21 protein-coding genes are annotated in these 21,596 nt (G+C 42.6%); 5 read left to right on the top strand and 16 right to left on the bottom strand.

The features are described from left to right. Positions 1 to 10: 10 nt before the first annotated feature. Positions 11 to 766: a phosphocholine cytidylyltransferase family protein gene (locus V7L29_RS05200; protein WP_334688585.1), complete on the bottom strand. Its 756-nt coding sequence runs from the start codon at positions 764 to 766 to the stop codon at positions 11 to 13. A gap of 106 nt (positions 767 to 872) precedes the next feature. Here V7L29_RS05200 and V7L29_RS05195 point away from each other — a divergent pair, with 106 nt between their 5' ends. After that, a complete protein-coding gene (locus V7L29_RS05195) occupies positions 873 to 1,220 on the top strand; it encodes a hypothetical protein (RefSeq protein ID WP_334734752.1) in 348 nt (115 codons plus the stop codon). On the opposite strand, the gene V7L29_RS05190 is transcribed toward V7L29_RS05195, so the two are convergent. The 6 genes from V7L29_RS05190 to V7L29_RS05165 form a co-directional block, all read right to left on the bottom strand. Then, positions 1,217 to 1,363: a hypothetical protein gene (locus tag V7L29_RS05190; protein ID WP_334688587.1), complete on the bottom strand. Its 147-nt coding sequence runs from the start codon at positions 1,361 to 1,363 to the stop codon at positions 1,217 to 1,219. The genes V7L29_RS05195 and V7L29_RS05190 overlap by 4 nt on opposite strands. A 478-nt stretch (positions 1,364 to 1,841) precedes the next feature. Further along, positions 1,842 to 3,044 (bottom strand): bacteriohopanetetrol glucosamine biosynthesis glycosyltransferase HpnI, encoded by a 1,203-nt coding sequence (hpnI, locus tag V7L29_RS05185; protein ID WP_334734751.1) that lies wholly within the window; start codon positions 3,042 to 3,044, stop codon positions 1,842 to 1,844. Between the two features lie 130 nt (positions 3,045 to 3,174). Continuing rightward, positions 3,175 to 4,089 carry a hopanoid biosynthesis-associated protein HpnK gene (gene hpnK, locus V7L29_RS05180; protein ID WP_334734750.1) on the bottom strand — a complete coding sequence of 305 codons (915 nt, stop codon included), beginning with the start codon at positions 4,087 to 4,089 and terminating at the stop codon, positions 3,175 to 3,177. A 13-nt stretch (positions 4,090 to 4,102) separates the two neighbouring features. Then, positions 4,103 to 4,933, bottom strand: coding sequence for a ferritin-like domain-containing protein (locus V7L29_RS05175; RefSeq protein WP_334734749.1), 831 nt, complete (start codon positions 4,931 to 4,933; stop codon positions 4,103 to 4,105). Positions 4,934 to 5,081: 148 nt separating this feature from the next. Further along, complete coding sequence (hpnJ, locus tag V7L29_RS05170) at positions 5,082 to 6,536, bottom strand: hopanoid biosynthesis associated radical SAM protein HpnJ (protein WP_334693975.1); 1,455 nt, start codon at positions 6,534 to 6,536, stop codon at positions 5,082 to 5,084. A gap of 485 nt (positions 6,537 to 7,021) precedes the next feature. Next, entirely contained in the window at positions 7,022 to 7,807 is a 786-nt protein-coding gene (locus tag V7L29_RS05165) for a 2OG-Fe(II) oxygenase (protein ID WP_334693976.1), read from the bottom strand. Between the two features lie 194 nt (positions 7,808 to 8,001). Here V7L29_RS05165 and V7L29_RS05160 point away from each other — a divergent pair, with 194 nt between their 5' ends. Next, entirely contained in the window at positions 8,002 to 9,195 is a 1,194-nt protein-coding gene (locus V7L29_RS05160; RefSeq protein WP_334693977.1) for a Coenzyme F420 hydrogenase/dehydrogenase, beta subunit C-terminal domain, read from the top strand. A 334-nt stretch (positions 9,196 to 9,529) separates the two neighbouring features. On the opposite strand, the gene V7L29_RS05155 is transcribed toward V7L29_RS05160, so the two are convergent. Next, positions 9,530 to 11,485: an ABC transporter ATP-binding protein gene (locus tag V7L29_RS05155; protein WP_334734748.1), complete on the bottom strand. Its 1,956-nt coding sequence runs from the start codon at positions 11,483 to 11,485 to the stop codon at positions 9,530 to 9,532. Positions 11,486 to 11,541: 56 nt separating this feature from the next. Here V7L29_RS05155 and V7L29_RS05150 point away from each other — a divergent pair, with 56 nt between their 5' ends. Further along, the gene (locus V7L29_RS05150) at positions 11,542 to 11,799 is read left to right on the top strand and encodes a DUF5615 family PIN-like protein (RefSeq protein ID WP_334734747.1); all 258 of its coding nucleotides are present in this window, start codon (positions 11,542 to 11,544) and stop codon (positions 11,797 to 11,799) included. 250 nt (positions 11,800 to 12,049) lie between these two features. Continuing rightward, positions 12,050 to 12,280 carry a transposase gene (locus V7L29_RS35410; RefSeq protein WP_442944135.1) on the top strand — a complete coding sequence of 77 codons (231 nt, stop codon included), beginning with the start codon at positions 12,050 to 12,052 and terminating at the stop codon, positions 12,278 to 12,280. Positions 12,281 to 12,304: 24 nt separating this feature from the next. Here V7L29_RS35410 and V7L29_RS05145 read toward each other — a convergent pair whose 3' ends face one another. The 3 genes from V7L29_RS05145 to V7L29_RS05135 form a co-directional block, all read right to left on the bottom strand. Further along, positions 12,305 to 12,427 carry a hypothetical protein gene (locus V7L29_RS05145; RefSeq protein ID WP_334734746.1) on the bottom strand — a complete coding sequence of 41 codons (123 nt, stop codon included), beginning with the start codon at positions 12,425 to 12,427 and terminating at the stop codon, positions 12,305 to 12,307. 114 nt (positions 12,428 to 12,541) lie between these two features. Further along, positions 12,542 to 13,801, bottom strand: coding sequence for a calcium-binding protein (locus V7L29_RS05140; protein ID WP_334734745.1), 1,260 nt, complete (start codon positions 13,799 to 13,801; stop codon positions 12,542 to 12,544). A gap of 132 nt (positions 13,802 to 13,933) precedes the next feature. Beyond that, positions 13,934 to 14,314, bottom strand: a complete 381-nt coding sequence (locus tag V7L29_RS05135; protein ID WP_334734744.1) for a DUF4214 domain-containing protein — start codon at positions 14,312 to 14,314, stop codon at positions 13,934 to 13,936. A gap of 190 nt (positions 14,315 to 14,504) precedes the next feature. Here V7L29_RS05135 and V7L29_RS05130 point away from each other — a divergent pair, with 190 nt between their 5' ends. Next, positions 14,505 to 14,687: a hypothetical protein gene (locus tag V7L29_RS05130; RefSeq protein ID WP_334734743.1), complete on the top strand. Its 183-nt coding sequence runs from the start codon at positions 14,505 to 14,507 to the stop codon at positions 14,685 to 14,687. A 3-nt stretch (positions 14,688 to 14,690) separates the two neighbouring features. On the opposite strand, the gene V7L29_RS05125 is transcribed toward V7L29_RS05130, so the two are convergent. The 5 genes from V7L29_RS05125 to lepB all read right to left on the bottom strand — a co-directional run bounded on the left by V7L29_RS05125 (position 14,691) and on the right by lepB (position 21,408). After that, positions 14,691 to 16,070, bottom strand: coding sequence for a glycerophosphodiester phosphodiesterase (locus V7L29_RS05125; RefSeq protein ID WP_334734742.1), 1,380 nt, complete (start codon positions 16,068 to 16,070; stop codon positions 14,691 to 14,693). A gap of 180 nt (positions 16,071 to 16,250) precedes the next feature. Continuing rightward, entirely contained in the window at positions 16,251 to 17,984 is a 1,734-nt protein-coding gene (locus tag V7L29_RS05120) for a R3H domain-containing nucleic acid-binding protein (RefSeq protein WP_334734741.1), read from the bottom strand. 85 nt (positions 17,985 to 18,069) lie between these two features. Further along, positions 18,070 to 19,239 carry a circadian clock protein LdpA gene (gene ldpA / locus V7L29_RS05115; protein ID WP_334734740.1) on the bottom strand — a complete coding sequence of 390 codons (1,170 nt, stop codon included), beginning with the start codon at positions 19,237 to 19,239 and terminating at the stop codon, positions 18,070 to 18,072. Positions 19,240 to 19,785: 546 nt separating this feature from the next. Continuing rightward, positions 19,786 to 20,577, bottom strand: a complete 792-nt coding sequence (locus V7L29_RS05110) for an MOSC domain-containing protein (RefSeq protein WP_334734788.1) — start codon at positions 20,575 to 20,577, stop codon at positions 19,786 to 19,788. Positions 20,578 to 20,766: 189 nt separating this feature from the next. Beyond that, complete coding sequence (gene lepB, locus V7L29_RS05105) at positions 20,767 to 21,408, bottom strand: signal peptidase I (protein ID WP_334688140.1); 642 nt, start codon at positions 21,406 to 21,408, stop codon at positions 20,767 to 20,769. Between the last annotated feature and the right edge of the window lie 188 nt (positions 21,409 to 21,596).

The raw sequence follows: 21,596 nt of genomic DNA, 5'->3' as shown, positions 1-21,596 counted from the left end.
TAAAATATTTTCAGACATTTTCTGCGACTTCTATCTGAGGTAAAATATCGTTTTGGGCACGTTGAATATCTTGTGGAAAATCGATTTCAAGCCAAGGTAAACCAGTGATATCTTCGTAGCCAAATGTTTCGGGAGTTTCTAACAGCAGATCCCGAATTACTTCTTCATAAGGTTGATCATCCAGTCCATCTGCAACATATTGTTCTGTGCGAGTAGCAATCCGGTGAGCAGCAGCACTCCCAAAACGAAAGAATCCCACTGACTCGCCAATCAAATCATAAGCCAAACCAAGAGCTACTTGTTTGCGAAACTCTACGAGATAATTATCTCTGACGCAAAGCTTTACGGGTTCATCTCCCGGTTCAAAATCCCGATCCAGTAAGAAGCAGTTGGGGATATTTGTCTTTACCAGTCGTTCGATGATGCGGCGATCGTACAATACATCTGCATCCATTAATAATATGTCATCGCCAGCAACTAGATGTTGACGTAAAGTCCAAAGGCTGATAACACTACCTTTAGTGTAGTCAGGATTATAAACTGTACTGACCCAATTTTCGGCTCCTAATGCTTTGATTTCCTCCTGAATTTTTTGTGCTTGGTAACCCACAGCAATCACTACTTCCTCAATTTGGTAATGACGAAGATAGTTAAAATGGCGCTCTAATAGAGATTTGCCGTTAAATTTCAGTAAGCATTTGGGTTGGATTTGCCCATCTTTACCTAAGCGTCGTCCAACGCCAGCAGCTAATATAATTGCCTTCATCGTCAAGTCACCAACAAAGCTAAAATACCAGGAAATCTGGAAATTTTCCCAGTATTTATAATGACTGCTTTTTGCTCAAGACAATATTTGTTAATTAATTCTTAACATGGAAGAAACAGTAACTCTGTATCGCCCCACTGGCCCAAAAGAGCTAGAACTAGTTAAGCAAAGCGACTACACCAAATGGCCACCGAGACTACCTGAACAACCAATTTTTTATCCAGTTACAAACGAGCAGTATGCCCAGGAAATTGCGACTAAATGGAATATAAGGGACAGTGGCGTAGGTTATGTTACACGGTTTGAGGTTAAGAAAGTTTTCATGGATAAGTATGAAGTTCATCAAGTTGGGGCTTCATATCATACAGAATGGTGGATTGCAGCCGAAGAACTGGAAGAGTTAAACAGCAACATTGTGGGTAAAATCGAGGTGATTGGGGAATATAAAAGCTAATTGCCCCAAATGCGAAACACTTGACGAAAACCAAAATAGGCGATCGCATCTTTCATATTCGAGACAAAACGTTTTAGCATACCCATGCGGGTGTCGGTGACGTACTCTAAAGTCAAGACAATGTGCTGTTCATTTTCACCCAAAGGAGTAACTCTGTGGTAAAGTTTGTCACCATTGAATAATACTAGAGTACCAGGGGTTAAGGAGAGCGATCACATTTCCGTCTCCTGTTCTGGAATATCTTTGTAGAGCTGTTATTGCAAGTTAAATGCGTAACAGCTTAACAGGTTGCAAAGACGGCAACAGCGCCAAGAACTGCTCGATGATGGAGTTAGGGACAAAGTTCTCAAGCACCAACAATTCATTTTGAGCTTGAAACTCAGCTAGTTAATTTAACATTAGTAAGAGAATGTTTGAAAAGTAGTATGTTGTAATTTTAATCACATTATTACCCCCCCTTAATCCCCCTTGTAAAGGGCGGAAACAAGAAAATCTGGTTTCCTCCCCTTGACAAGGGGAGGGTTAGGGTGGGGTCAAAAAATATTTGATAAATCAAACATGACTTTTCAAATATGCTCTAAGATAGTTTGATTTGTTCTTGCCCATTTACTTAGTCAAATATTAATTGATAATTGATAATTCACAACTTCTGTCTTCTTGTATTAGTAGCTTTCCATCTTTAGTTAGCTTCAATTGTTGTCCCCGCCACTCTATAGTGTTGCCAATAAAGCCAAAACACCAAATAACAAAGCTTAACAAGTCGCACCCAGGAACGAGCCACAGAAACTTTTTGACAATTGGATCTTTTAAACTAATAGTACCAACAATCCAAGCCATTACCAATCTTGTTACCCAACAGATACATAATCCTAGCCATCCTAGTATTGAACCATCTGTAGCAATCAGCAGCAGCAAGCTGGTGACAATACCATAGGTAAAAATTAGTCCTAAATAACCCCAAGGACGAGAAACTCGTTTACCACGCGCCCAACGAATCTGTCGCTTGATGGCATCAACTAAGTTTTTGCTTATCTGTACGTGTTCAACTATGTAGTCGGAAAGCACAACTTTATAACCTACTTGGACAGGTAGATAACCAAGTTGGAAATCATCTGCCAGATAATCAGCGATCGCTTCAAATCCACCGATAGCTTCTAGTACTTTTTTCGGGATGACAATGGTGGAACCAAAGGCGTATTTTATACCATTTTCCTGGATGTTGCTGACTAAAACCCCAGCGTGAAACTCAGTATTAGTAATAATAGCCTCTAATGTCGATATCCATCCTTGAGTTAAAGTTCGATACATACAAGTAACTACACCCACGTTTTCGTCTTGTAACGGCTGGATAACTCTTTGCAAATAGTCTGTTCCAACTCGGATGTCACTATCAGCAAGGACTAGAATTTCGTATTTAGCTTTGGCTGCGGCATTGGCCAAATTGCTAACTTTCAGGTTTGTACCGATGACGCGATCGCTTACAATCAGCAAAATATCCAAATCTGAAAAATTGTGGATGATTTTCTCTACAACCTCTATGCAAGGGTCTTGATAATTTCGTACTGCAAAGATGATTTGATATTTTAGATAGTCCTGTTGACAAAATGAGGCTAGGTTTTCATAAGCATTACTATCAAGTCCACAAATAGGTTTGAGGATACTAACAGGTGGATGAAACTCTCGATCAATTGCCTGGGGAACAGCAAAAAAAGTTATTGCAGCATAAATTGCATAGCAATAAAACAAAACAGATGATATGCACAAAATTAGAAAAAAATTACTAGCAATTGCGTGAAGATTTGTTAAGAGGGTAGATGCAAACATAGCCATTGATTACCAGGCAATTAGTATTAGCATTTTCTAGATTCACTGCCAAGAAGTTTAGGATTTTTGTATGTACATTAAATGAGGTTTGGATGACAAAGCTATTACTTTGAATTATGAAAAATCAAATTTAAGTGGTACGTTGGGATAGGAAATGATGGTTAGTAATTTCAAAGCCGTTACTCAGAAGCGCTTCGCGTACCTGACGACTTAACAATGCAGCAAGTTCTGCTTCACCTGTCCCTAGTTCTCCATTCAAAGGATTGTCATGAATTGCGTTGGCGTTCGCGCAGCGTCTCGTAGAGAAGCCCGCCGTAGGCATCGCTGGATGAGAGTAAATCTCCACCAAGTTTGCCTGAATTTGGGGTATCAACCCAAGTAAATATTCTTCTGTAATACCACCAGTTTGCAATAAACCATAAACTCTTTGGGTAAAGCTAATACCTTGAGACTCTAACAGCTTCTTACCATAGCGGCATAATTTGCCAAATACTCCTGACCAAACTAGCTTTGTCAGTAGATGACTGCGATTAATTTTCAAGTTCATCCCCAGTTCTTCGCTGGGAAGACGAATAACTTTAATATCAAATTCTGCTGCCAAGTCAACTAAAATACGCAAGATTACCGGATGTATATGCAAATGCAAATGTCCATCAACGTGAGAAAGAGGCAAACCAGTAGAACGGTATTTTTCTAATTGAGCGCGAATTTCTTGGCGCAGTTCTTGATGGGTTTGCTTAACAAATTGATAGCGCAACCCAGCGAAAAATGGACTGTTGGAAAAGTTACCTTGTTTGTCAACTAAATGGAGAATTTGCTCTGGCGGTAAGACAGAACGACCACAGACCAACACAAGATGTAGTCCAACAGCCAGGTTTGGATTGGCCTTTGCCAAAGTGACAGCCTCTTTTGCAGCATCAGCGCTCACCATCAGGCTGGTACTAGTTAGCACTCCTTCTTTGTGTGCTTTGATAATTGCTTGATTAACTCCTTTAGAGAAACCAAAGTCATCACCATTGATGATGGCGAATCGCTGTGCTTGCATAAGTTTTGGATTTTTAAGGTTCCGATAATTGAGCTATTGAATTAGACTGACGCCGAGGTATAAACCTAAAAGTTACTAAGGCAGTTTTAGCTAGGTTCGGTATTAGCTGCGGTTGGAGTAATTCTTTATCAAAGACATCAAGCCGTCGAGTGTTTTCTTGCAAGCAAGTAGATAACAATAACTCTGGGGTTAAATTATCTATAAAGTTGCTAGCGCCAATGGCTGTGAAACCCTCTTGTTGTTCTTCGTTAGAACCACTGAAGGCTTTAATCTTATCTTGTAATGCTCTGCTGTAATGTACAAGAGCATTTATTCCCCGTGACCAATTACTTTTGCCCTCCTGAATTTGTAGGTAAGTTACCCAATTAATAAAGAACATGATATGACGAGCTTCTTCATCCAGTACCGTATCGAAGATATCAAACAATACTTCTGGAATGTAGTTGATATGACGACAAGCAATCCCGAATAGACCAAAACCAAAGTCAAGGAAGGCGGTTTTGATATTACTAGGAAGTACAGGTTCAGGAGGCGATGAAATTTGAATATCGTAGTGATTGATGAGGAATTTAATTAGTCTCCCGTGGCGAACTTCTTCCATCCCTTGTAGAGCGATCGCTTCTTTTAATAAAGGGTCGCTAATTGTGGCTGCAAAAGCGTTCACCATCACTCCTGCTTCTTGTTCTGTATTGAGTGCTTCTCTCCAAAAGGGAATGCTTCGCAAGCTTTCGAGAGCTATATTATCCAGATTCGGCCAAGAGAGGCGTTCTGGCTCGTACTCCAAGTGACTTTCAAAAAAGCTACGACAAAAAAGTTCTTTGTGTTCTTTACTTCCTATTTTCATAGCTGAAGAATTTCTTTAACTTTTTGATAAGTAGTCGGACAGAATTAATTACACGGTATGATTGCGATCGCAATCACAGGAAATTATTTTTGTTCATTTACTTATTTGGTTGGGTTATCGTCAATTCCTCCACAAAAAAAGCTAACAACTAACCAACAACTACTGATTCTGCTTTTGCTGTTGCTTGGGTGCGACGGTCTTTTAAGTATGAGAAAAATTCCCGCCCTTCACGCAAGCGGCGCACTAGCATTTGGGGATCGGTGAGCATTTCACCTACAATTGGGATAATCGCTCTGGGACGGAAGTAAAACTTACGATACATTCTCTCAACTGCATCCTCAATCTCAGCACTGGAGAGATTTGGATATTGCAGTGTGGACATTTGAATTCCTGAACTAGCAACTAAAGAACTGTTGCTAAACCAATTATTTTCTTGTGCTTGACGATAAAGTTCTGTTCCAGGATACGGAGCTGCAATGGAAACTTGAATTGTATGAGGACTAATATCACAAGCAAACCGGACTGTTTCTTCAATCGTTTGTGGGGTTTCGTCGGGTAAACCAATGATAAATGTGCCGTGTACGGTAATGCCAAGTTTATGACAATTTTCCATAAACTTTCGCGCTACTTCCAGCTTGATGCCTTTCTTAATCCCATCCAAAATCTGTTGATTGCCAGATTCAAATCCGACTAAAAGTAGGCGTAAGCCATTATCGCGTAGTTGTTTGAGGGTATCATAATCTAGATTGGCACGGGCGTTGCAACTCCAAGTTAGTTTGAGTCGCCGCAGATGTTCGCTAATTGCGATCGCTCGCTGTTTGTCTATAGTAAAGGTGTCGTCATCAAACATATATTCTCGCACTTTGTCGCCGAAGATCACTTTGGCTTCTTCCATCTCGCGCCCAACTGCTTCCGGGCTTTTTGTGCGGTATAGATGTCCACCAATTGTTTGCGGCCAAAGGCAGAAGCTACATTTTGCTGGACAGCCCCGCCCAGTGTAAAAGGAAATGTATGGATGCAATAAGTAGCCAATAAAGTATCTGGTAATATCTAAATCGCGGTGATAAATCGGCAATACGCTGGGCATAGAATCCCAATCGTGAATCAAGGGGCGGTCTTCATTATGACGTATATTACCCTGGCGATCGCGGTAGCTTAGACCGATGATTTCTTCCCAAGATTTACCTTCGGCTATTTCTTTGCAGGTATAGTCAAATTCATGACGACACACAAAGTCAATGATAGGGTTTTCAACCAGCGTCTGCTCTGGTAATACTGCGACGTGCGCTCCAATCAAGCCAATTTTGACATCAGGGTTTTGAGCTTTGATTGTCTCGGCGCACTTCACATCATTAGCCAACGAAGGCGTGCTGGTGTGCATGATAATTAGCTCGTAATCTTGAGCAATTTCGATGACATCTTCTACTGTTTGATCGTGTGGTGGTGCATCCACAAGCTTGCTACCAGGCACAAGGGCTGCGGGTTGCGCCAGCCATGTAGGATACCAGAAGGAAGTAATCTCACGCTTGGCTTGATATCGGGAACCTGCACCACCATCAAACCCATCGAAGGAAGGAGGACTGAGAAACAAAGTTTTTTTCACAGGTAGATTTCCTTGTATATAGTTTGCAGGTTTCAGCTAACACTTTTTTAGAATAAAACCTAAAGAGCAGTAGATGCGATCGCAGTCCTAAATCATTCATTAAATTTTTTATTTCTCTCTCTTTAATGAAAAATATTTTTTAATTGAACTGCTCCAGACACAGAGAACATAGAGATATAATAAATAGAGATTTTCCTCCTGCCCCCCTGCCTTGACAGGTGTAGGTGTGAGTATTCATTAGCATTTCTGTGAAAATAGAGTATGAAACTAGGGTGCATACAGAACTAAAAATGCTGAAAAATAGGCATATTAGAGATTGTTTACTTACCCTAATTGCTAACCTACTCAACAATATTCCAATTTCTCTTCATCACTGGAGTTCTTTTTCTACTACCCCTGTTGATGAATTTTACTGCCATAACTCCTCCTAGTTGTAAAAAACCTACACCTGTCAGAAGGGGCAGGAGGGATCTAAGATGGTGGTGCTAAGAGCGAAACACTTGGCGAAAACCAAAATAGGCGATCGCATCTTTCATATTCGAGACAAAACGTTTTAGCATACCCATGCGGGTGTCGGTGACGTACTCTAAAGTCAAGACAATGCGCTGTTCATTTTCTCCCAAAGGAGTAACTCTGTGGTAGAGTTTGTCACCATTGAATAATACTAGAGTACCAGCGGTTAAGGAGAGCGATCGCGTTTGTGTCTCCCGTTCAGGAATATCCTTGTAAAGTTGATATTCCAGCTTACTGGATGAGTCGTCAACCAAACCAAGCAACACTGTATAGCGTTTCCCATGATAGTAAGAGGTATCGTAATGATACTGGATATGGTCTCCAGGCTCAGTGTAAAAATACAGCGCGTAAGTATGGGGATCAGCATCAGGACAGGGAAGGAGTTTTTCTGCGGTAATTTTGTTGAGGAACTCGAAAAAGGCACTAAGTTGATAAAACTCTCCGAAAATCGGAGCAAGGCTGTCTAAGCTATAGCGGCTGATACTACCACCCTTTTTATGATTGGGAATATAGTTGCGGTTGATAGCAGGTTGCAAAGATGGTAACAGCGCCAAGAACTTCTCGATCATGGAGTTAGGGAGAAAGTTCTCTACTACCAACAATTCATTCTGAGCTTGAAACTCAGCTTGAAGTTTTTGGTAATCAACATCTGCTATAGCTTTATAAATTTCAGTTTGGATCTCCATTGATAATTTGAATGCGATCGCATCTACCCAAATATGAAAGTTGTATTTTACCGTTTTTATAGACTCCTTCAATGGATTGCAACATTAGTATTTACTAAATTTGTACTCAGCTTCTTCTCGTGTCTGCCCGTAAGTCAGTACACCAGGAAAATCAATCACTTGTGCTTATTGCGTCCATCCTCCTCTTGTTCAATCTCTATCGTGAAGTTCATAGCCAGTAAAGGTATTGTAATAAAAGCAATTACTGGATAAAACAAAAAATTTATATGACCTCAGTTTCTCCTCACAAAAAAGCCAAAGCTCTCAAACCTACTAGCCGCCGCCCTGCGAAAGAACTCTGTAGTGAGTGCGGACTATGCGATACATACTATATTCACTATGTCAAGGAAGCCTGCGCTTTTATTAATCAGCAAATAGGTGAACTTGAAGAAGAAACGCACAGGCGATCGCGCCATCTCGACAACCCTGATGAACTCTACTTTGGTGTTCACCAAGACATGATGGCGGCGCAAAAACAGCAGCCCATTGAAGGCGCACAATGGACGGGTATTGTTAGTAGCATTGCCATTGAAATGCTCAATCACGGCATAGTTGAAGGTGTCGTCTGCGTGCAAAATACCAAAGAAGACCGTTTTCAACCCATGCCCGTCATCGCTCGAACTCCAGAAGAAATACTAGCAGCGCGGGTAAATAAACCAACACTTTCCCCTAACCTTTCCGTGTTGGAACAGATAGAAAAATCGGGGATGAAGCGGTTATTGGTAATTGGTGTTGGTTGCCAAATCCAGGCGCTACGAGCCGTGGAAAAACAACTTGGCTTAGAAAAGCTGTATGTTTTGGGTACGCCCTGCGTAGATAATGTTAACCGCGCCGGACTGCAAAAATTCTTAGAAACCACCAGCCGATCGCCTGATACAGTTGTGCATTACGAATTTATGCAAGACTTCCGAGTTCACTTCAAACATGAAGATGGCTCATCAGAAACAGTGCCTTTCTTTGGCTTGAAAACCAACCAACTTAAAGATGTCTTTGCCCCATCCTGTATGAGTTGCTTTGATTACGTCAACTCTTTAGCAGATTTAGTTGTTGGCTACATGGGCGCACCCTTCGGCTGGCAATGGATTGTAGTTAGAAATGACACAGGTAAGGAAATGCTGGATTTGGTGAAAGACCAGTTAGACACCCAACCAGTCATGTCTAAAGGCAACCGGAAGGAAGCTGTACAGCAAAGTATTCCCGCTTACGATAAAGGCGTTACCCTCCCCATGTGGGCAGCAAAACTGATGGGTGTGGTCATCGAAAAAATCGGCCCCAAGGGTTTAGAATATGCGCGGTTTTCCATTGATTCTCACTTTACTCGGAATTATTTGTATGTGAAGCGAAATCATCCAGAAAAATTAGAAGCCCACGTTCCAGAGTTTGCCAAGCGTATTGTTGGGCAATATAAGTTACCAGAATAAAAGAGAATCTGGGCATTGGGCACTTGTACTGAGCGACTTGTGCCGAGCAAAGCCGAGGTAAGGGACTTCCAACTAAAAAAATATCCTATCGCTGTGTAGGCAGGGGGGCAGGGAGCAGGGCGCAGGGGGAGAAAGAAAAATATTATCTGAGTAAATTGGATAATTTATTTTCTAGAAGTCCCTAAACCGTAAAGCCTGCGGCATAGATCCGCTTAGGGCGCAGCCCAAGGTAGAGAAGTATTGGGCATGGGGTATTGGAAGCTTTGAGGTTTCAAGGTGGATGAATCCAGTTCCAAAGTGGATGAATCTAGTTCTAACTCTCCCCATTCCCAACTCAGTTGTAACTACTAGCTTGACGAGTAAACATCAAGTGATACTGTCCGCCTAGTGCGATGAGTTCGTCATGAGTGCCTACCTCGATAATTTGACCGTGTTCTAGTACTACTACTCGGTCTGCTAGTTTTGCCAAGGCGAGGCGATGGCTGACTACAACGGCTATTCTCCCCTTCGCCAGGGTACGCAAAATGTTATAAATCTCATGTTCTGTTTTCGGGTCAAGGTTCGCTGTTGGCTCGTCAAAGATGAGTAGTTCGGCTGGAGACAGTCGCAACAAAGCACGAGCGATCGCTAATCTTTGCCATTGTCCCCCTGATAGATCAATACCGCCTTCTAGTTGTTTGCCTAAGAGAGTTTCCAAACCGTGATCAAGGTTTTGAATTACTCCAGCCAAACCAGCCTTAGTGATCGCTTCAGTGATAGCGTCGTCATCCTGCATTTTAGGTAAATCCCCAAAGGCAACATTCTCCCGCACGGTAGTCGGAAAACGAGCGTAATCTTGCATGACTACATCAATCCGCGATCGCAAATCTTCTAACCGGAGCGATCGCAAATCCTGGCCATTCCAAATAATCGCACCTTGGCTGGGGTCATAGAGGCGACACAATAGCTTTGCTAATGTGGTCTTGCCAGCACCATTCTCACCCACTAGTACAATCATCTCGTTGGGGTGAATCGTTAGGTTGATGTTTTTTAGGATTGGGCGTGGTTTACCGCTGTAGGCATCGCTATTGGGATAAGTAAAGGACAGATTTTTGATGTAAATACCTGTCTGTGATGCTTGATACTCAGTTGTATTTAGTCCTGATAAAGCTTGCCGATGATTCCCATTTCTTTGAAAGTTCCGATTGTTAACAGCCGATTCCCTGACTTCTTTCCATGCCTTTGTTACTGACTTTGATTGCAACTCTGAATGAGAACGGGATAATTGCGGCTCTAATTCCAAAAGTTGGAAAATGGGCGTTGTTGCCAGTGCAATATTATATAACTCTGACCCGCTAGATATCAGATTCTCTAAACTTCGACGCACTTCCAAAATTACCCCAGTGTAAAGTGCCAAATCTCCTAAAGTATGGGTTCGACCTAGCACTCCCTGAACTACATACATGTAGGGCAACGCCAAGCCTAACCCACTCAATAAAGACCAACTAATAACCGCTGTTGTCCCCCGACGGCGGATTTGTTCCATTGCTCTAAAAATGGTACGGTAAAGTCTGTGCCAGCGTTCTAGCAGTAAGGGTTGTAAGCTAAATAAGCGTAATTCCTTGGCGTATGTATCGCCAGTTAAAACCGTGTTGTATAAGTTCATTTCACGAAGAACACACGTTTGGGTTCTTTCTATCTTCCAAGTTTGCTTACGGTATTTCATCTCTACATACATAGCAGGGGTAACGCAGCTAAACAAAATTAGTGGTACCCACCAAGCAAGGGACACTGAAAGCAGTATGGTTGGAATGAAGATAAAAATTCCCTCTAACATCGTTAAAAGGCTGAAACAAAGGTCTGGAAGTAGTTGTACTCCCTTTTCGGTCAACTGTACCAAATTGAGCAAATCAGGTGTTTCAAACAGGGCAATATCTTCAAAAGTGGCAACCTTCTCAATCACTTGTCCTTGGACAAAGCCTAGAATGCGATCGCGCACGGAAGTATATACAAAGTCATTAATGCTAGCGATCGCATCACTCACCAAATTTATCAGCAGTGAACCTGCAATACTGGAGAGTAGCAGCGGTTGAGAAAGTATTAGGGCGATAGCATTCTGCGTTGTCCCGATGCTCAATAAGCGAGTAATTTCATCAATGATCACCTTGTTGAACCAAATGGCGATCGTTGGGCTTGAACCACTCAGTAATGTCAAAATTATCACGTAGCGTAGTTCCTTTGGAACTACCTGTATTACCGTTGCCACACTGCGGCGAAATGCTTGAAATGGAGAAATTTCAATTATTTGCATATAGTTTAAAGTAGCAAATAATCGCAAAATTTCCAGACTTTGTGATCTCAATTTCAATGAGTAGCAAATGCGATCGCACTGATATCAAGCTACTAGCAGATATGAACATTTCACCTCAGACTGTAGCTGCGTTGCAAGGGGAAGGATGGGATATTATTCGAGTCTCTGATGTTTTGCCTGCAACTACATCCGATTTGGAAATCTTAGAATTTGCCCGCAGGGAAGTATATACAAAGTTATTGATGTTAGCGATCGCATCACTCACCAAATTCGCCAGCAGTGAACCTGCAATACTGGAAAGTAGCAGCGGTTGAGTGATTACGGCTCGTGGCGTAAAACCCATAGTCAGCGTGCAGTAGCCACGAGGAGCATTCTGGCTGCATGGGGTAGTTGAACCATTGGCAGGATGCCATTTTTGTCAGGAATATCTTCATCTTAACAGTGAGAACTTTCAGAAATTCCTTAATGCCCTATCCCAAGAACTAGGTGATGATATGGCACTGATGCTTCAGGAATCAAGCATCCGCACATCAAGCTTTGGCGCTGTTTTGACCTAAAAATCTCATCCCGATTTTTCAACCTGCTCATAGCCCTCAACTCAATCCAATTGAACGATTATGGCAGTTTATTAAACACCAGTTCAAGGGTGAGAGTTTCTCTAATTTACACGAACTGCGCCAACGGGTTGAACACGAGTTAGCTCAAATGTCTTCTCTCGTAATCTCCTCTTTGAGAAGTTATGATTTTATACTTGAAGCTTTATTCTATGAAGCTTTATTCTATGCATTTTCATAGAGAATTGGTATTAGCCCTCTTTTGTCACTTTCGGCAGAGAATAATCTGTAACCCTTGCCCAGATAGGATTTTATCTATAGAGCTTTGTTTGGAGGTTTCTATTAGTTTGCGATCGCTAATCTTCTGACCAAATCTGAGTTTGCTCATTTCGCCTCGATTTTTATTTCCCCAGAGTGACAAAAGAGGGATTAGTACAGGAAAGCCAAAAAAAAGACTAACCATAAGAGGCCAGTCTTTTCTTTATGAAAACAAGAGAGATAACTAGGCGCTAAAGTTCGCGGCAGTCAGCGTGTGCAGACCTGTGAGTTCAATAACTAGATCAGTAGCATTTATAGCGGCAGTAGCATCATTACCAAAGACATAAGTAGTACCTGAGTACTGGAATACACCAAAGTGAGAAGCTGCAATTTGCGTAGCAGCAGCGGCAAGCGCATTGCCTAAGTTTGCAGGAGCAGCAGCATTTACGGCTGCCTGCACATTCGTTTGAGCAATAAGGTTGGCGGCAGCAAATCCAGTTATTTTGAGGATATCATCTACTCCCGTGAAATCACTAATAGTATCAAAACCGATAAGTGTAGTTATATTTGTTACACTAGAATCAGTGAATGCGTTATAAAAGAAGTTGTCAGCACCAGCACCGCCAGTTAATATGTCAGCACCATCACCGCCAAATAATATGTCATCACCAGCACTGGCACTTAATATATCAGCACCATCACCGCCACTTAATAGGTCAACACCACTACCGCCAGTTAATGTGTTAACACCAGCACCAGCTATCACGTTAATACCACCTGTGTTTGCGCTGGCATCAATCGTTGATACTGTCATCGGGGTAGTAGTACCTAAATCTAGTGTGCCGACACCAGTAATTTTCAGGGATGTCGTGGCCATTGGTAGTATTAATGCCCCAATTGAATTGCTCCCTAAACCATCAGCGTCAATGTTAAGGGTAGTGAGTGCAGTGTTGATAGTGCCTGTGTTTAAATCAGCTGTAGTCACTACCGCATCTTTGATGGACAAGTTTGCACTTGTGGTCGTAGAACCAAAATCAGCCGTGAGCAACGTGACAATTGTGGTAGGGGTGACACCTTCAACACCAAGGGTAATACCACTAAGTCCCTTGGCAGTAAAAGCGTTTAGATTGGCATTAGCAAGACCTTTAATGGTGACTTGTTGAAGACCTGTAGTTTTGCCAGTGAAGTCAATTACAGTATCAGTAGTAGGATTTAAAAGTTCTACTTTTTCAACATTTAATAGAGTTGGGACATCAGCAGTACCAGAAGCACCAATGTATTGGAAGGTATCAGTGCCTAGACCACCATCTATCTCGTCAGTGGCTTGGACTTGATTATCTACTGGTTTAACAGCGTTATTAATGCCTATGATCGTGTCATTATCCGCTGTAGCTGTTAAGTTGTCAACAATGGAGGTTGTCAGAGCAATTGCACCACTTGGGATTACAATGCCTGTATCTGCTGTCCCTTTTGATATGTTATTAGTGATAACTGGATTAATCAACGATTGACCTGCTGTAACTGATACTGTAGTCGCGTTAATCCTATCGAGGATATTTGTTGAATCTGCAAATATCTCTGAGGTGGGGGATTTAATATTATTACTGAGCAGTCCATTGGTAAATTGTGTGGCAATCTATACTTTATTTTGCAAAGCTATCTTGTCATCATTCAAAGCGCTTTGGGTTAATGTGAAGATAAAGGTCGGAGCTATACTCGATCCTTGAGTCTGCAACTGATTAACCCAATAGTCCAATCCTGCCTGCTCTGCGTTCTGACCGAAAGCATTTAAGTAAATTAAGTTGACGAATGCAGTCGGATCGGAGGTATTAGGAAAGGCCAAATAAGAATATTTATTTTTGGCCTCTTGTGTTTCACCAAAATCAGCGGCAATGGTTTCAAGAGATATGCCTTGATTGGCTTGGCCTAGCCAATAATTCAGACCAGAGGGATCAGGGGCACGATTGAGGTAGGTCACATAAAGCTGAGTAATTGAATTAATGTCTGCTGTAGTCATGGTTGTATTTCACTCTTAATTAATTAATGTCAAGACTGTTTTCAGTGCTCTGCTGCTTGTCCTAGAAACCCCCATTCCCTACAAGAGAATGGGGGTAGGAGGGTTAGGTTTGGGAGCTTTTGGTGTTAGCAATATAGCGGTTCCGACCTGGTGAGGAACATTTTCAAAGCTACTAAGCGGCGTTGCAAAAATGCGGGATGAATTAGCGGCTAAAACCATTGAAAACTCGTTCCAAATTAAGCGAAGTCATCCCATAATTCAGCAACGCCCTACTAAGCTTGTTAAACAAGATTTGGGTGTACCTCAGTTGCTTAAAAAACGCTATAATACTTTTCAAACATCATCTCAGTCATTTGCCGTAGTTGAGGTGTAAACGTTACTGTGGGTTAGTTGATTTTTGGAAGTTTCCATATTCTAATTCCTTAAGGTTCACGGGACGATGTATCGCTTCTTGCTTGGCAACGTATCCAAAATTAGCAAAGTCAGTAAAATAGCCATCTATTCCTAACTTAATAAACTGTTCATACTCACGAAGTGGTTGCCCGTGGTAGTCAGGGGACAGAAAATATGAATCGCTGCGGAAGGTGTAAGGATGGAGTAGCAAGCCAGCATTATGAGCATCACTAACTAAAGAAGTTGGCTTTCCGAGGAACTTATCAGCATCGCTAATTTGCCCATCTCCATTAATATCAATCGGTTGACCTTGCTTATTCAATCGTGCAGAGGCAGGCACAATTAGCCGTTTGTCAGGGCCAATTCCGGTTGCGTAAGTTTTAACTTGGGTCAACCCTTTAGGAGTGATCAGATCAGCGTAGGTTTGAGGAACCTTGTGGTAAATAAAGTCATAAGGAGCGCCACTGCTATCAATTAACTGAATCAGAGGAATATCGACTCCAGCAGCTGACATGATCTTATTTTTTAATTCTTTAAGATTAGAAACTTCAAAAGATTGAATAAAAATGCGATCGCGATTGGTGTAGCCGTTCGCAACCAACTGATTAATCAGAAGTTGTGAAGTATTGACATGGATCGGAGTGCCATCTAAATATTTACCAGCTTCAGCAAAATATGTTGGGTGCTTGGTTTCAGGATAGATACCAATTTTCCGACCAGTTTTTGCTTCGCTACGTTTGGCAAGGTTGATAACTTCATCAAAAGTAGGGATTTGGAATACACCATTATATTGAGTATTCTGAGGGCGAATCTTGGGGAGGCGCTCGATTGCCCGCAGTTTCTTAATCTCAGCTAAAGTAAAGTCTTCTGCAAACCAACCTGTAACACGATTCCCGTCAAGGACTTTGGTTGTTAAACGTTTAGCAAATTCTGAAACATCGGCAACGTTTGTTGTGGCTTCTTGGACAGTAGGTTTCCCATGAGCATTATAAACAATATTGCCATTGTTATCTGTTTTCACTGTTGCCAACAGAGGTTCGTGGCGAACAATCAGGACTCCATCTTTGGTTACTACCAAATCAGGTTCAATGTAGTCTGCACCAAATTCGATTCCTAAGTTGTGAGAACCAATCAGCTCGTGGCCAAAATCTCCCACCGTATGTTCTGGACGATAACCAGTTCCACCGCCGCGATGACCGATTACTATCGGAGGTTGTCCGTACAGAGTATTTAGCTTGGGAAGGTTTGGGTTGTGGCTGTCCAAGTCAGTAGCGTGAACAAAATTGATACTGCCTATAATTACTGAAACAGATAATGCTAGAAAAAAGCAGAGAAATAATACATAATCTTTGAGCCGAAGCATATTTTCAAACCTCGCAAATCTATAACTTTATAGTTTGAGAGTTCAAGGTTAAAATAGGATTTACCAGAGTTTAAACTCTGCAATCGGCTGTCTTCTGCGGGATAAGTCGTATTTCTTGATTCCTCTCTCCGCTATGCATAACGGCAGGCTAACGCCAACGGAGAGAGGTTGAGGGTGAGGTTATGCTGGATAAATCCGCAATCTTCTATTTGGTTCTTCGCCAAAACTATGCGACTTGAGGCGATAATGCTCTACCAACTCATGTTGCATTTTGCGGACTTGGGGAGAACGCGGCAATAACTCGACTGGCTGTCCTTTAGGAATCACAATTTGCTCAACAGCAAGTCTGGCTTCTTCAAGAGCATCCATTTCATCATCGCTACCACTGTGCAAAAACAGTTGCAATTCTAGGTCATCGGCCATCTCTGGGTCATCCATATTCAGCAACCGCCGCAAACCACGGGTAATTTGGGGAATGGTGCTGGATTTAATCATGTGGATGGGCACATGACGGGCTTTGGCCATTTGGCGTAATTTGGCGTGGTTTTTGACGTGCGATCGCAGTGCTAAAATTGCATCAGCACTATCTATATCTTTTGTCAATACTACAGGCAAAGTTAGTACGCTAATTACCTGTTCCAGTTGGTGGCGGCTAACGCCATAGGGGTAAACGTGCAGTGGCAAATCTTCGCCATTAGGCCCTGGCTGTCTGGTAGCAGCATCCAAATCAATGCTTTCAGAATAATTGAATGATTCATCCAGCAAACGATCAAATTCACTGCGTCCTGTCACCCGCTCTACAGGTAATTGCGGCAGTGCTACCATTTGTCCAGATGAACGCCAGCCATTAGACTGTCGCGCCGATGGGAAAGATTCCTCGACTGTCCCTAGCTGTCCACCGCGACCATTAACAACAGCTAACTGCCTTGTAACAGCGATTTTGCCGTGGTCATCAACGGTTCTCGTTTGTGGGGTAGGCTGACGTCCCCGTAGCAGATTATCTACTGTGTCAGCAACACTTTCGTGTACTGTCCAGCGTTGGCGTTCCAACATTTCTACAGCAATCTCGAAGGTAGGAGGGGCTTTACGCTCCAAAACAGTTTTTTGAGAGCCTCGGCGTCTGGCTTCGTCGTCTCCCAGTGTCACAGCTTGGATACCCCCAACTAAATCAGCCAGGGTGGGGTTTTTAATCAGATTTTCGATCTGATTACCGTGGGCAGTACCTACCAACTGTACACCTCGTTCCGCAATGGTACGAGCCGCTAAAGCTTCCAGTTCTGTGCCAATTTCATCAATGACGATGACTTCTGGCATATGATTTTCCACTGCCTCAATCATCACCTGATGCTGTTGTTCTGGATGAGCCACTTGCATCCGCCGAGCGCGACCAATGGCGGGATGGGCAACATCACCATCCCCAGCGATTTCGTTGGAGGTGTCAATAATCACTACTCGCTTATGCAGATCATCCGCTAAAACACGGGCAATTTCCCTTAAAGCAGTAGTTTTGCCCACGCCTGGACGCCCCAGCATGAGAATCGATTTACCAGTTTCTACCAAATCGCGGATCATGCCAATGGTTCCGAATACCGCTCGACCAACGCGACAGGTCAAGCCAATAATCTTGCCGGTGCGGTTGCGGATGGCGCTAATCCGATGCAAAGTTTGCTCAATTCCTGCCCGATTATCTCCGCCAAAGATTCCGACTCGTTGAATGCAATCATTTATCTGTTCTTGAGTAACGGGTACTTCGCTCAGATACTCCGCTTGATTGGGAAAGCGAGCCTCTGGGCGACGACCCAAATCCAAGACCACTTCTACTAAACTATCTCGTTTGGGATGACTCTCTAGTACTTGTCGCAGGTCTTGGGGCAAAATGTCTAATAACTTTTGGAGATCGTCTGTAATCGTCATGCTTTCTATGGTGACGTTTTTAGAGATAGCGAGGACACTTGCGTGCAGGAGAAGCCGCTTTGGGAAATTTTCAAAGAACCAGCGATTAGCGCTCCTGCTGTGACTTGATCTGGGAAACGAGAGAATGGGCAAGTCCTACAGCTTGCCAAAGTAATGTATCATCTTCTTCTAGGCAAATAGTCGCCTTCACATTAGTGTTACTTACCTCCTTATTCTCTAACTGTTCGAGAATCGGTGACAGCAGTACACGGGCGTAGCTACCGTAGGCGACTCCGGCGATGGAGGCAGAGGGGCACAAGGGTACAGGGGCAGAGGAGAAAAGTTCTTCTCTGTCCCCTGCTCCCTTGCTCCTCTGCTCCCCTGCCTTCTTAAGCAGTCCCATTGCTTTTAACTTAGCAACGGTATAGCTATTAGTGCCGCCTGCTAACTGCACATATCCCGGTAACTTAGCTGCCAAAACTTTTTGCCCTAATTTCACCGCGGCTATTGTAGTGCCATCGCCAATATCACCACTCATGGGACGACCGTCGGTTTGCCAGATTAAAGCACTCTTGAGTGGAGCAATCAGGTCATATACTGCTTTCAGGTAGTCAGTCATCCCCTCGCCATCGGGACAACTGATGGCTAGTAACTTTAGTTGATCGGCCCACGGTGAAATTGCCTGCCATAATTGCTCAAATTCTGCTAACCGCCCGACTTTTGTATGGATTTCTACGGCATCTACTCCCGTTGACATTACCAATGGCGCGATCGCTCCCGGCGTTGACATATATGAACTTGTATAAATTATATCATATGGACAAGCTGGTATACAACGACCGCAGCCATAACACTTTTGTGATAATACTCCCGAAAAGTCTTCTTTTATACTGTTAAACACGATTGCTTGTGCCGGACAAATCCGTTCACAGGGTCTAGGGCAGTCCGTAGGACACTTAGTAGAATTAAACTCTGCTTTGCGAAAATGGGGATCTTCTCCATCGTTCAAGCTGATCATCAAAAAGGGTGAGTTGCCTTTGTAGCCAAAGCCTCGCTTTTGGGCATCCCTAGCAAGAGTTCTAGCTACTTGTAGCGCTGCTTGCGCCGCTGCAATCACCGCTGGATCAGCTGCGACATCTATACAGTCAGCGCCCGCCAAAGTATAGGCTAACGTTAAACTTCTGACTGCCGGCAAATGCTGGAAGCTGGCTCCGCAGATAAGCTTGAACCAGTCACCTTGTTTGAGAGATTGTAAAGGGACGAACAGATCAGTCACATTTACTATTATGCGTTTATGCGACTAAAAATAGTAGTCTGTAATCAATAAAAAGTCCGGATTTCCTAATTAAGGGACTTCCAAGTAAAAAAATATCCAACTATTTTTTGTGCGTTGGGCTAGAAGCCGAGTCAGTTTATCGGATGAGTGAGACGCTTTGAAATTCTGATGCCTTCTGGTGCGTCCGCTATGCCTAAGCAGGGGTACGGCTCGGCGCTCATACTTCTCTCCATACCACAAGATTGGATAATTTATTTGTTGAAAATCCCTTACCGCAAACCTGGGTTAAATTTGATTACTTTTCCCAAAAGAGCATGCTGAAAGATTGCAAAGAGGAGCCAGGGCTATTGGCGTCTGCGATCGCAAAGTGGACGCACCAGAAGCACCTACATAGTTAGGACTTATGCAAAAACCCTCTCAAACTCTCATTCCTCCGTGACCTCTGCGTCCTCTGTGGTTCGTTTTCCGTTACTTGTGCGTAAGTCCTATAGTAAAAACAAAAAAATCCCAAAAAATTTACTTTGGATTTTTTATTTTAAATAAATGTTAATTTTGTTGTGTAAGTATGTCAACCTCATCGCCGATTTGTAAAATTTTTCCGGCTGACGATGGGGGTAATTGGGTATTGACACTCAATCTGTAAAAGTGATTAAAAGGCGATGAAGCAACCCAATTTGGCAGAGTTGCTTGGCGTTGGGTTGCAAAGATTTTTTGAAAGTTTGGGTAAGCTTCCCCTAAGTAAGAATTGCGCGTTGGGACTATACAACGCTGACATGGGTTAACCCCAAAAAAATGCACATTTCCTACTCGAAATGAAACTAAATCACCTTGTTCACTGAATAGCTGATCTTCCCAAAATGCTGGTACACCATCAATCTCGATGTTGGCACGCATCCGACGACGCATTTCATCTAGACTTAAACCGGGAAACCAAGAAGCTACTTCTGCTAAGGTTGCTGTACTAATTACCGTTGGACCAGGTGAAGATGTATCGTCAGGAAAGCCCATCAAAGAGTTTTGTCCCAATATGACAGCAAAGTCAAAAAAATCACTCAGAGTTGCTTCTAATCCTTGCCGTTCCTCATCCAGATGAAAAATTTGTTGTAAGTCGCCGCCTGGGATTTGCAATGAAATAGTTCTATTTAAGAGTGCAAATTGCGCTCTTAGTAAATGGATTTTAGCATGACGCTTGGCATTGACAAATCTACCCTGTTCGTCAAAAATGGCAAACTCACGGTCATGCTGTAGTGCTCCACTGTCTTGAACTCTAGCATTCTCAACTTCAACACTATCAAGTGACTTAACTGGATAGAGTAAAATTTTGGCTAGGTAAGGCATCATAGCAATTTTGGATTTGAGATTTTGAGAAAAGTTGTAAAAAGGGTCTCCAACGCAGTGGCTCTTCCGTGATAAACTTTTCAAAACGGATTTTGGATTAAAGATTGGTGATTTAGCACTCACCAATCTTTAATCTAAAATTCTTTTGTTACTTATCGACCTTACTAATACCTTACTAATATTGTTAATTTATGGATATAGTGGCGATTTATCTATTCCTCCAATATGATTTAGAGGCCAGAAGCGAACTACAGCACGTCCAATAATATTCTGGCGCGGGACAACACCCCAGCAGCGGCCATCATAACTGTTGTTACGATTGTCACCTAGTACTAAATATGAATCGGCTGGTATAGTCTGAGGTTTCGCCAAAAAAGGTGGCTGTGGTGCTGATTGGCAAACATCAATTACTGTACTCTGCCCAGAACTTAGGTAATTGGCTTCTGGGAGGGGTTTATTGTTGACATAAACTTTGCCATCCTTAAGTTGTATTTTTTCTCCAGGTAAGCCAATTACACGTTTAATAAAAGCATCTTGGTATTGTTCTTTTTGTAGCTCTTTTGTAGGTGAAAATACTACAATATCTCCCCGCTGCGGGTCAGCAAATTTATACTTTAACTTATCGACAATGATTTTGTCTGCCTCCCACTGGTTTGGCGTACCATGCAGAGTCGGTTCCATCGATCCAGAAGGAATCCAGCGTGCTTCAGCAACAAAGGTACGAATTCCCAGAGCTAGAACAATGCTTAACACAATTGTTCTACCTAGCTCTGCGATCCAGGAATTATCGGGTTGTTGACTAGAATTGTTATCAGACACTTGATTTTGCATGAAATTACTTAACTGAAGAAAAGATGTAGGTAATTAACTCGCCTAGTGAGATTTTATCTGTTAATCTTAGCGGGAAAACTTTAATTTCCTAATCATGTTCGCATCTTGACTACCAATTTTAGATTGTGGATTTGAGATTTTGGATTGCGGGTGTTTATTCTAGGTCATGACTTGCCTTTGATGGGCAA

The sequence above is a fragment of the Nostoc sp. genome (assembly GCF_036916575.1).
GTDB lineage: Bacteria > Cyanobacteriota > Cyanobacteriia > Cyanobacteriales > Nostocaceae > Nostoc.
Note: the sequence above shows the minus strand (reverse complement) of the source record. Positions and strands in the feature narration are given on the sequence as shown.

Bases quoted from the DNA above. Each gene is read 5' to 3' on its own strand.
- V7L29_RS05200 (WP_334688585.1), bottom strand. From the start codon at position 766: ATGAAGGCAATTATATTAGCTGCTGGCGTTGGACGACGCTTAGGTAAA.
- V7L29_RS05195 (WP_334734752.1), top strand. From the start codon at position 873: ATGGAAGAAACAGTAACTCTGTATCGCCCCACTGGCCCAAAAGAGCTA.
- hpnI (WP_334734751.1), bottom strand. From the start codon at position 3,044: ATGTTTGCATCTACCCTCTTAACAAATCTTCACGCAATTGCTAGTAAT.
- hpnK (WP_334734750.1), bottom strand. From the start codon at position 4,089: ATGCAAGCACAGCGATTCGCCATCATCAATGGTGATGACTTTGGTTTC.
- V7L29_RS05175 (WP_334734749.1), bottom strand. From the start codon at position 4,933: ATGAAAATAGGAAGTAAAGAACACAAAGAACTTTTTTGTCGTAGCTTT.
- V7L29_RS05160 (WP_334693977.1), top strand. From the start codon at position 8,002: ATGACCTCAGTTTCTCCTCACAAAAAAGCCAAAGCTCTCAAACCTACT.
- V7L29_RS05155 (WP_334734748.1), bottom strand. From the start codon at position 11,485: ATGCAAATAATTGAAATTTCTCCATTTCAAGCATTTCGCCGCAGTGTG.
- V7L29_RS05150 (WP_334734747.1), top strand. From the start codon at position 11,542: ATGAGTAGCAAATGCGATCGCACTGATATCAAGCTACTAGCAGATATG.
- V7L29_RS05145 (WP_334734746.1), bottom strand. From the start codon at position 12,427: ATGAGCAAACTCAGATTTGGTCAGAAGATTAGCGATCGCAAACTAATA.
- V7L29_RS05135 (WP_334734744.1), bottom strand. From the start codon at position 14,314: ATGACTACAGCAGACATTAATTCAATTACTCAGCTTTATGTGACCTAC.
- V7L29_RS05130 (WP_334734743.1), top strand. From the start codon at position 14,505: ATGCGGGATGAATTAGCGGCTAAAACCATTGAAAACTCGTTCCAAATT.
- V7L29_RS05125 (WP_334734742.1), bottom strand. From the start codon at position 16,070: ATGCTTCGGCTCAAAGATTATGTATTATTTCTCTGCTTTTTTCTAGCA.
- V7L29_RS05120 (WP_334734741.1), bottom strand. From the start codon at position 17,984: ATGACGATTACAGACGATCTCCAAAAGTTATTAGACATTTTGCCCCAA.
- V7L29_RS05110 (WP_334734788.1), bottom strand. From the start codon at position 20,577: ATGCCTTACCTAGCCAAAATTTTACTCTATCCAGTTAAGTCACTTGAT.
- lepB (WP_334688140.1), bottom strand. From the start codon at position 21,408: ATGCAAAATCAAGTGTCTGATAACAATTCTAGTCAACAACCCGATAAT.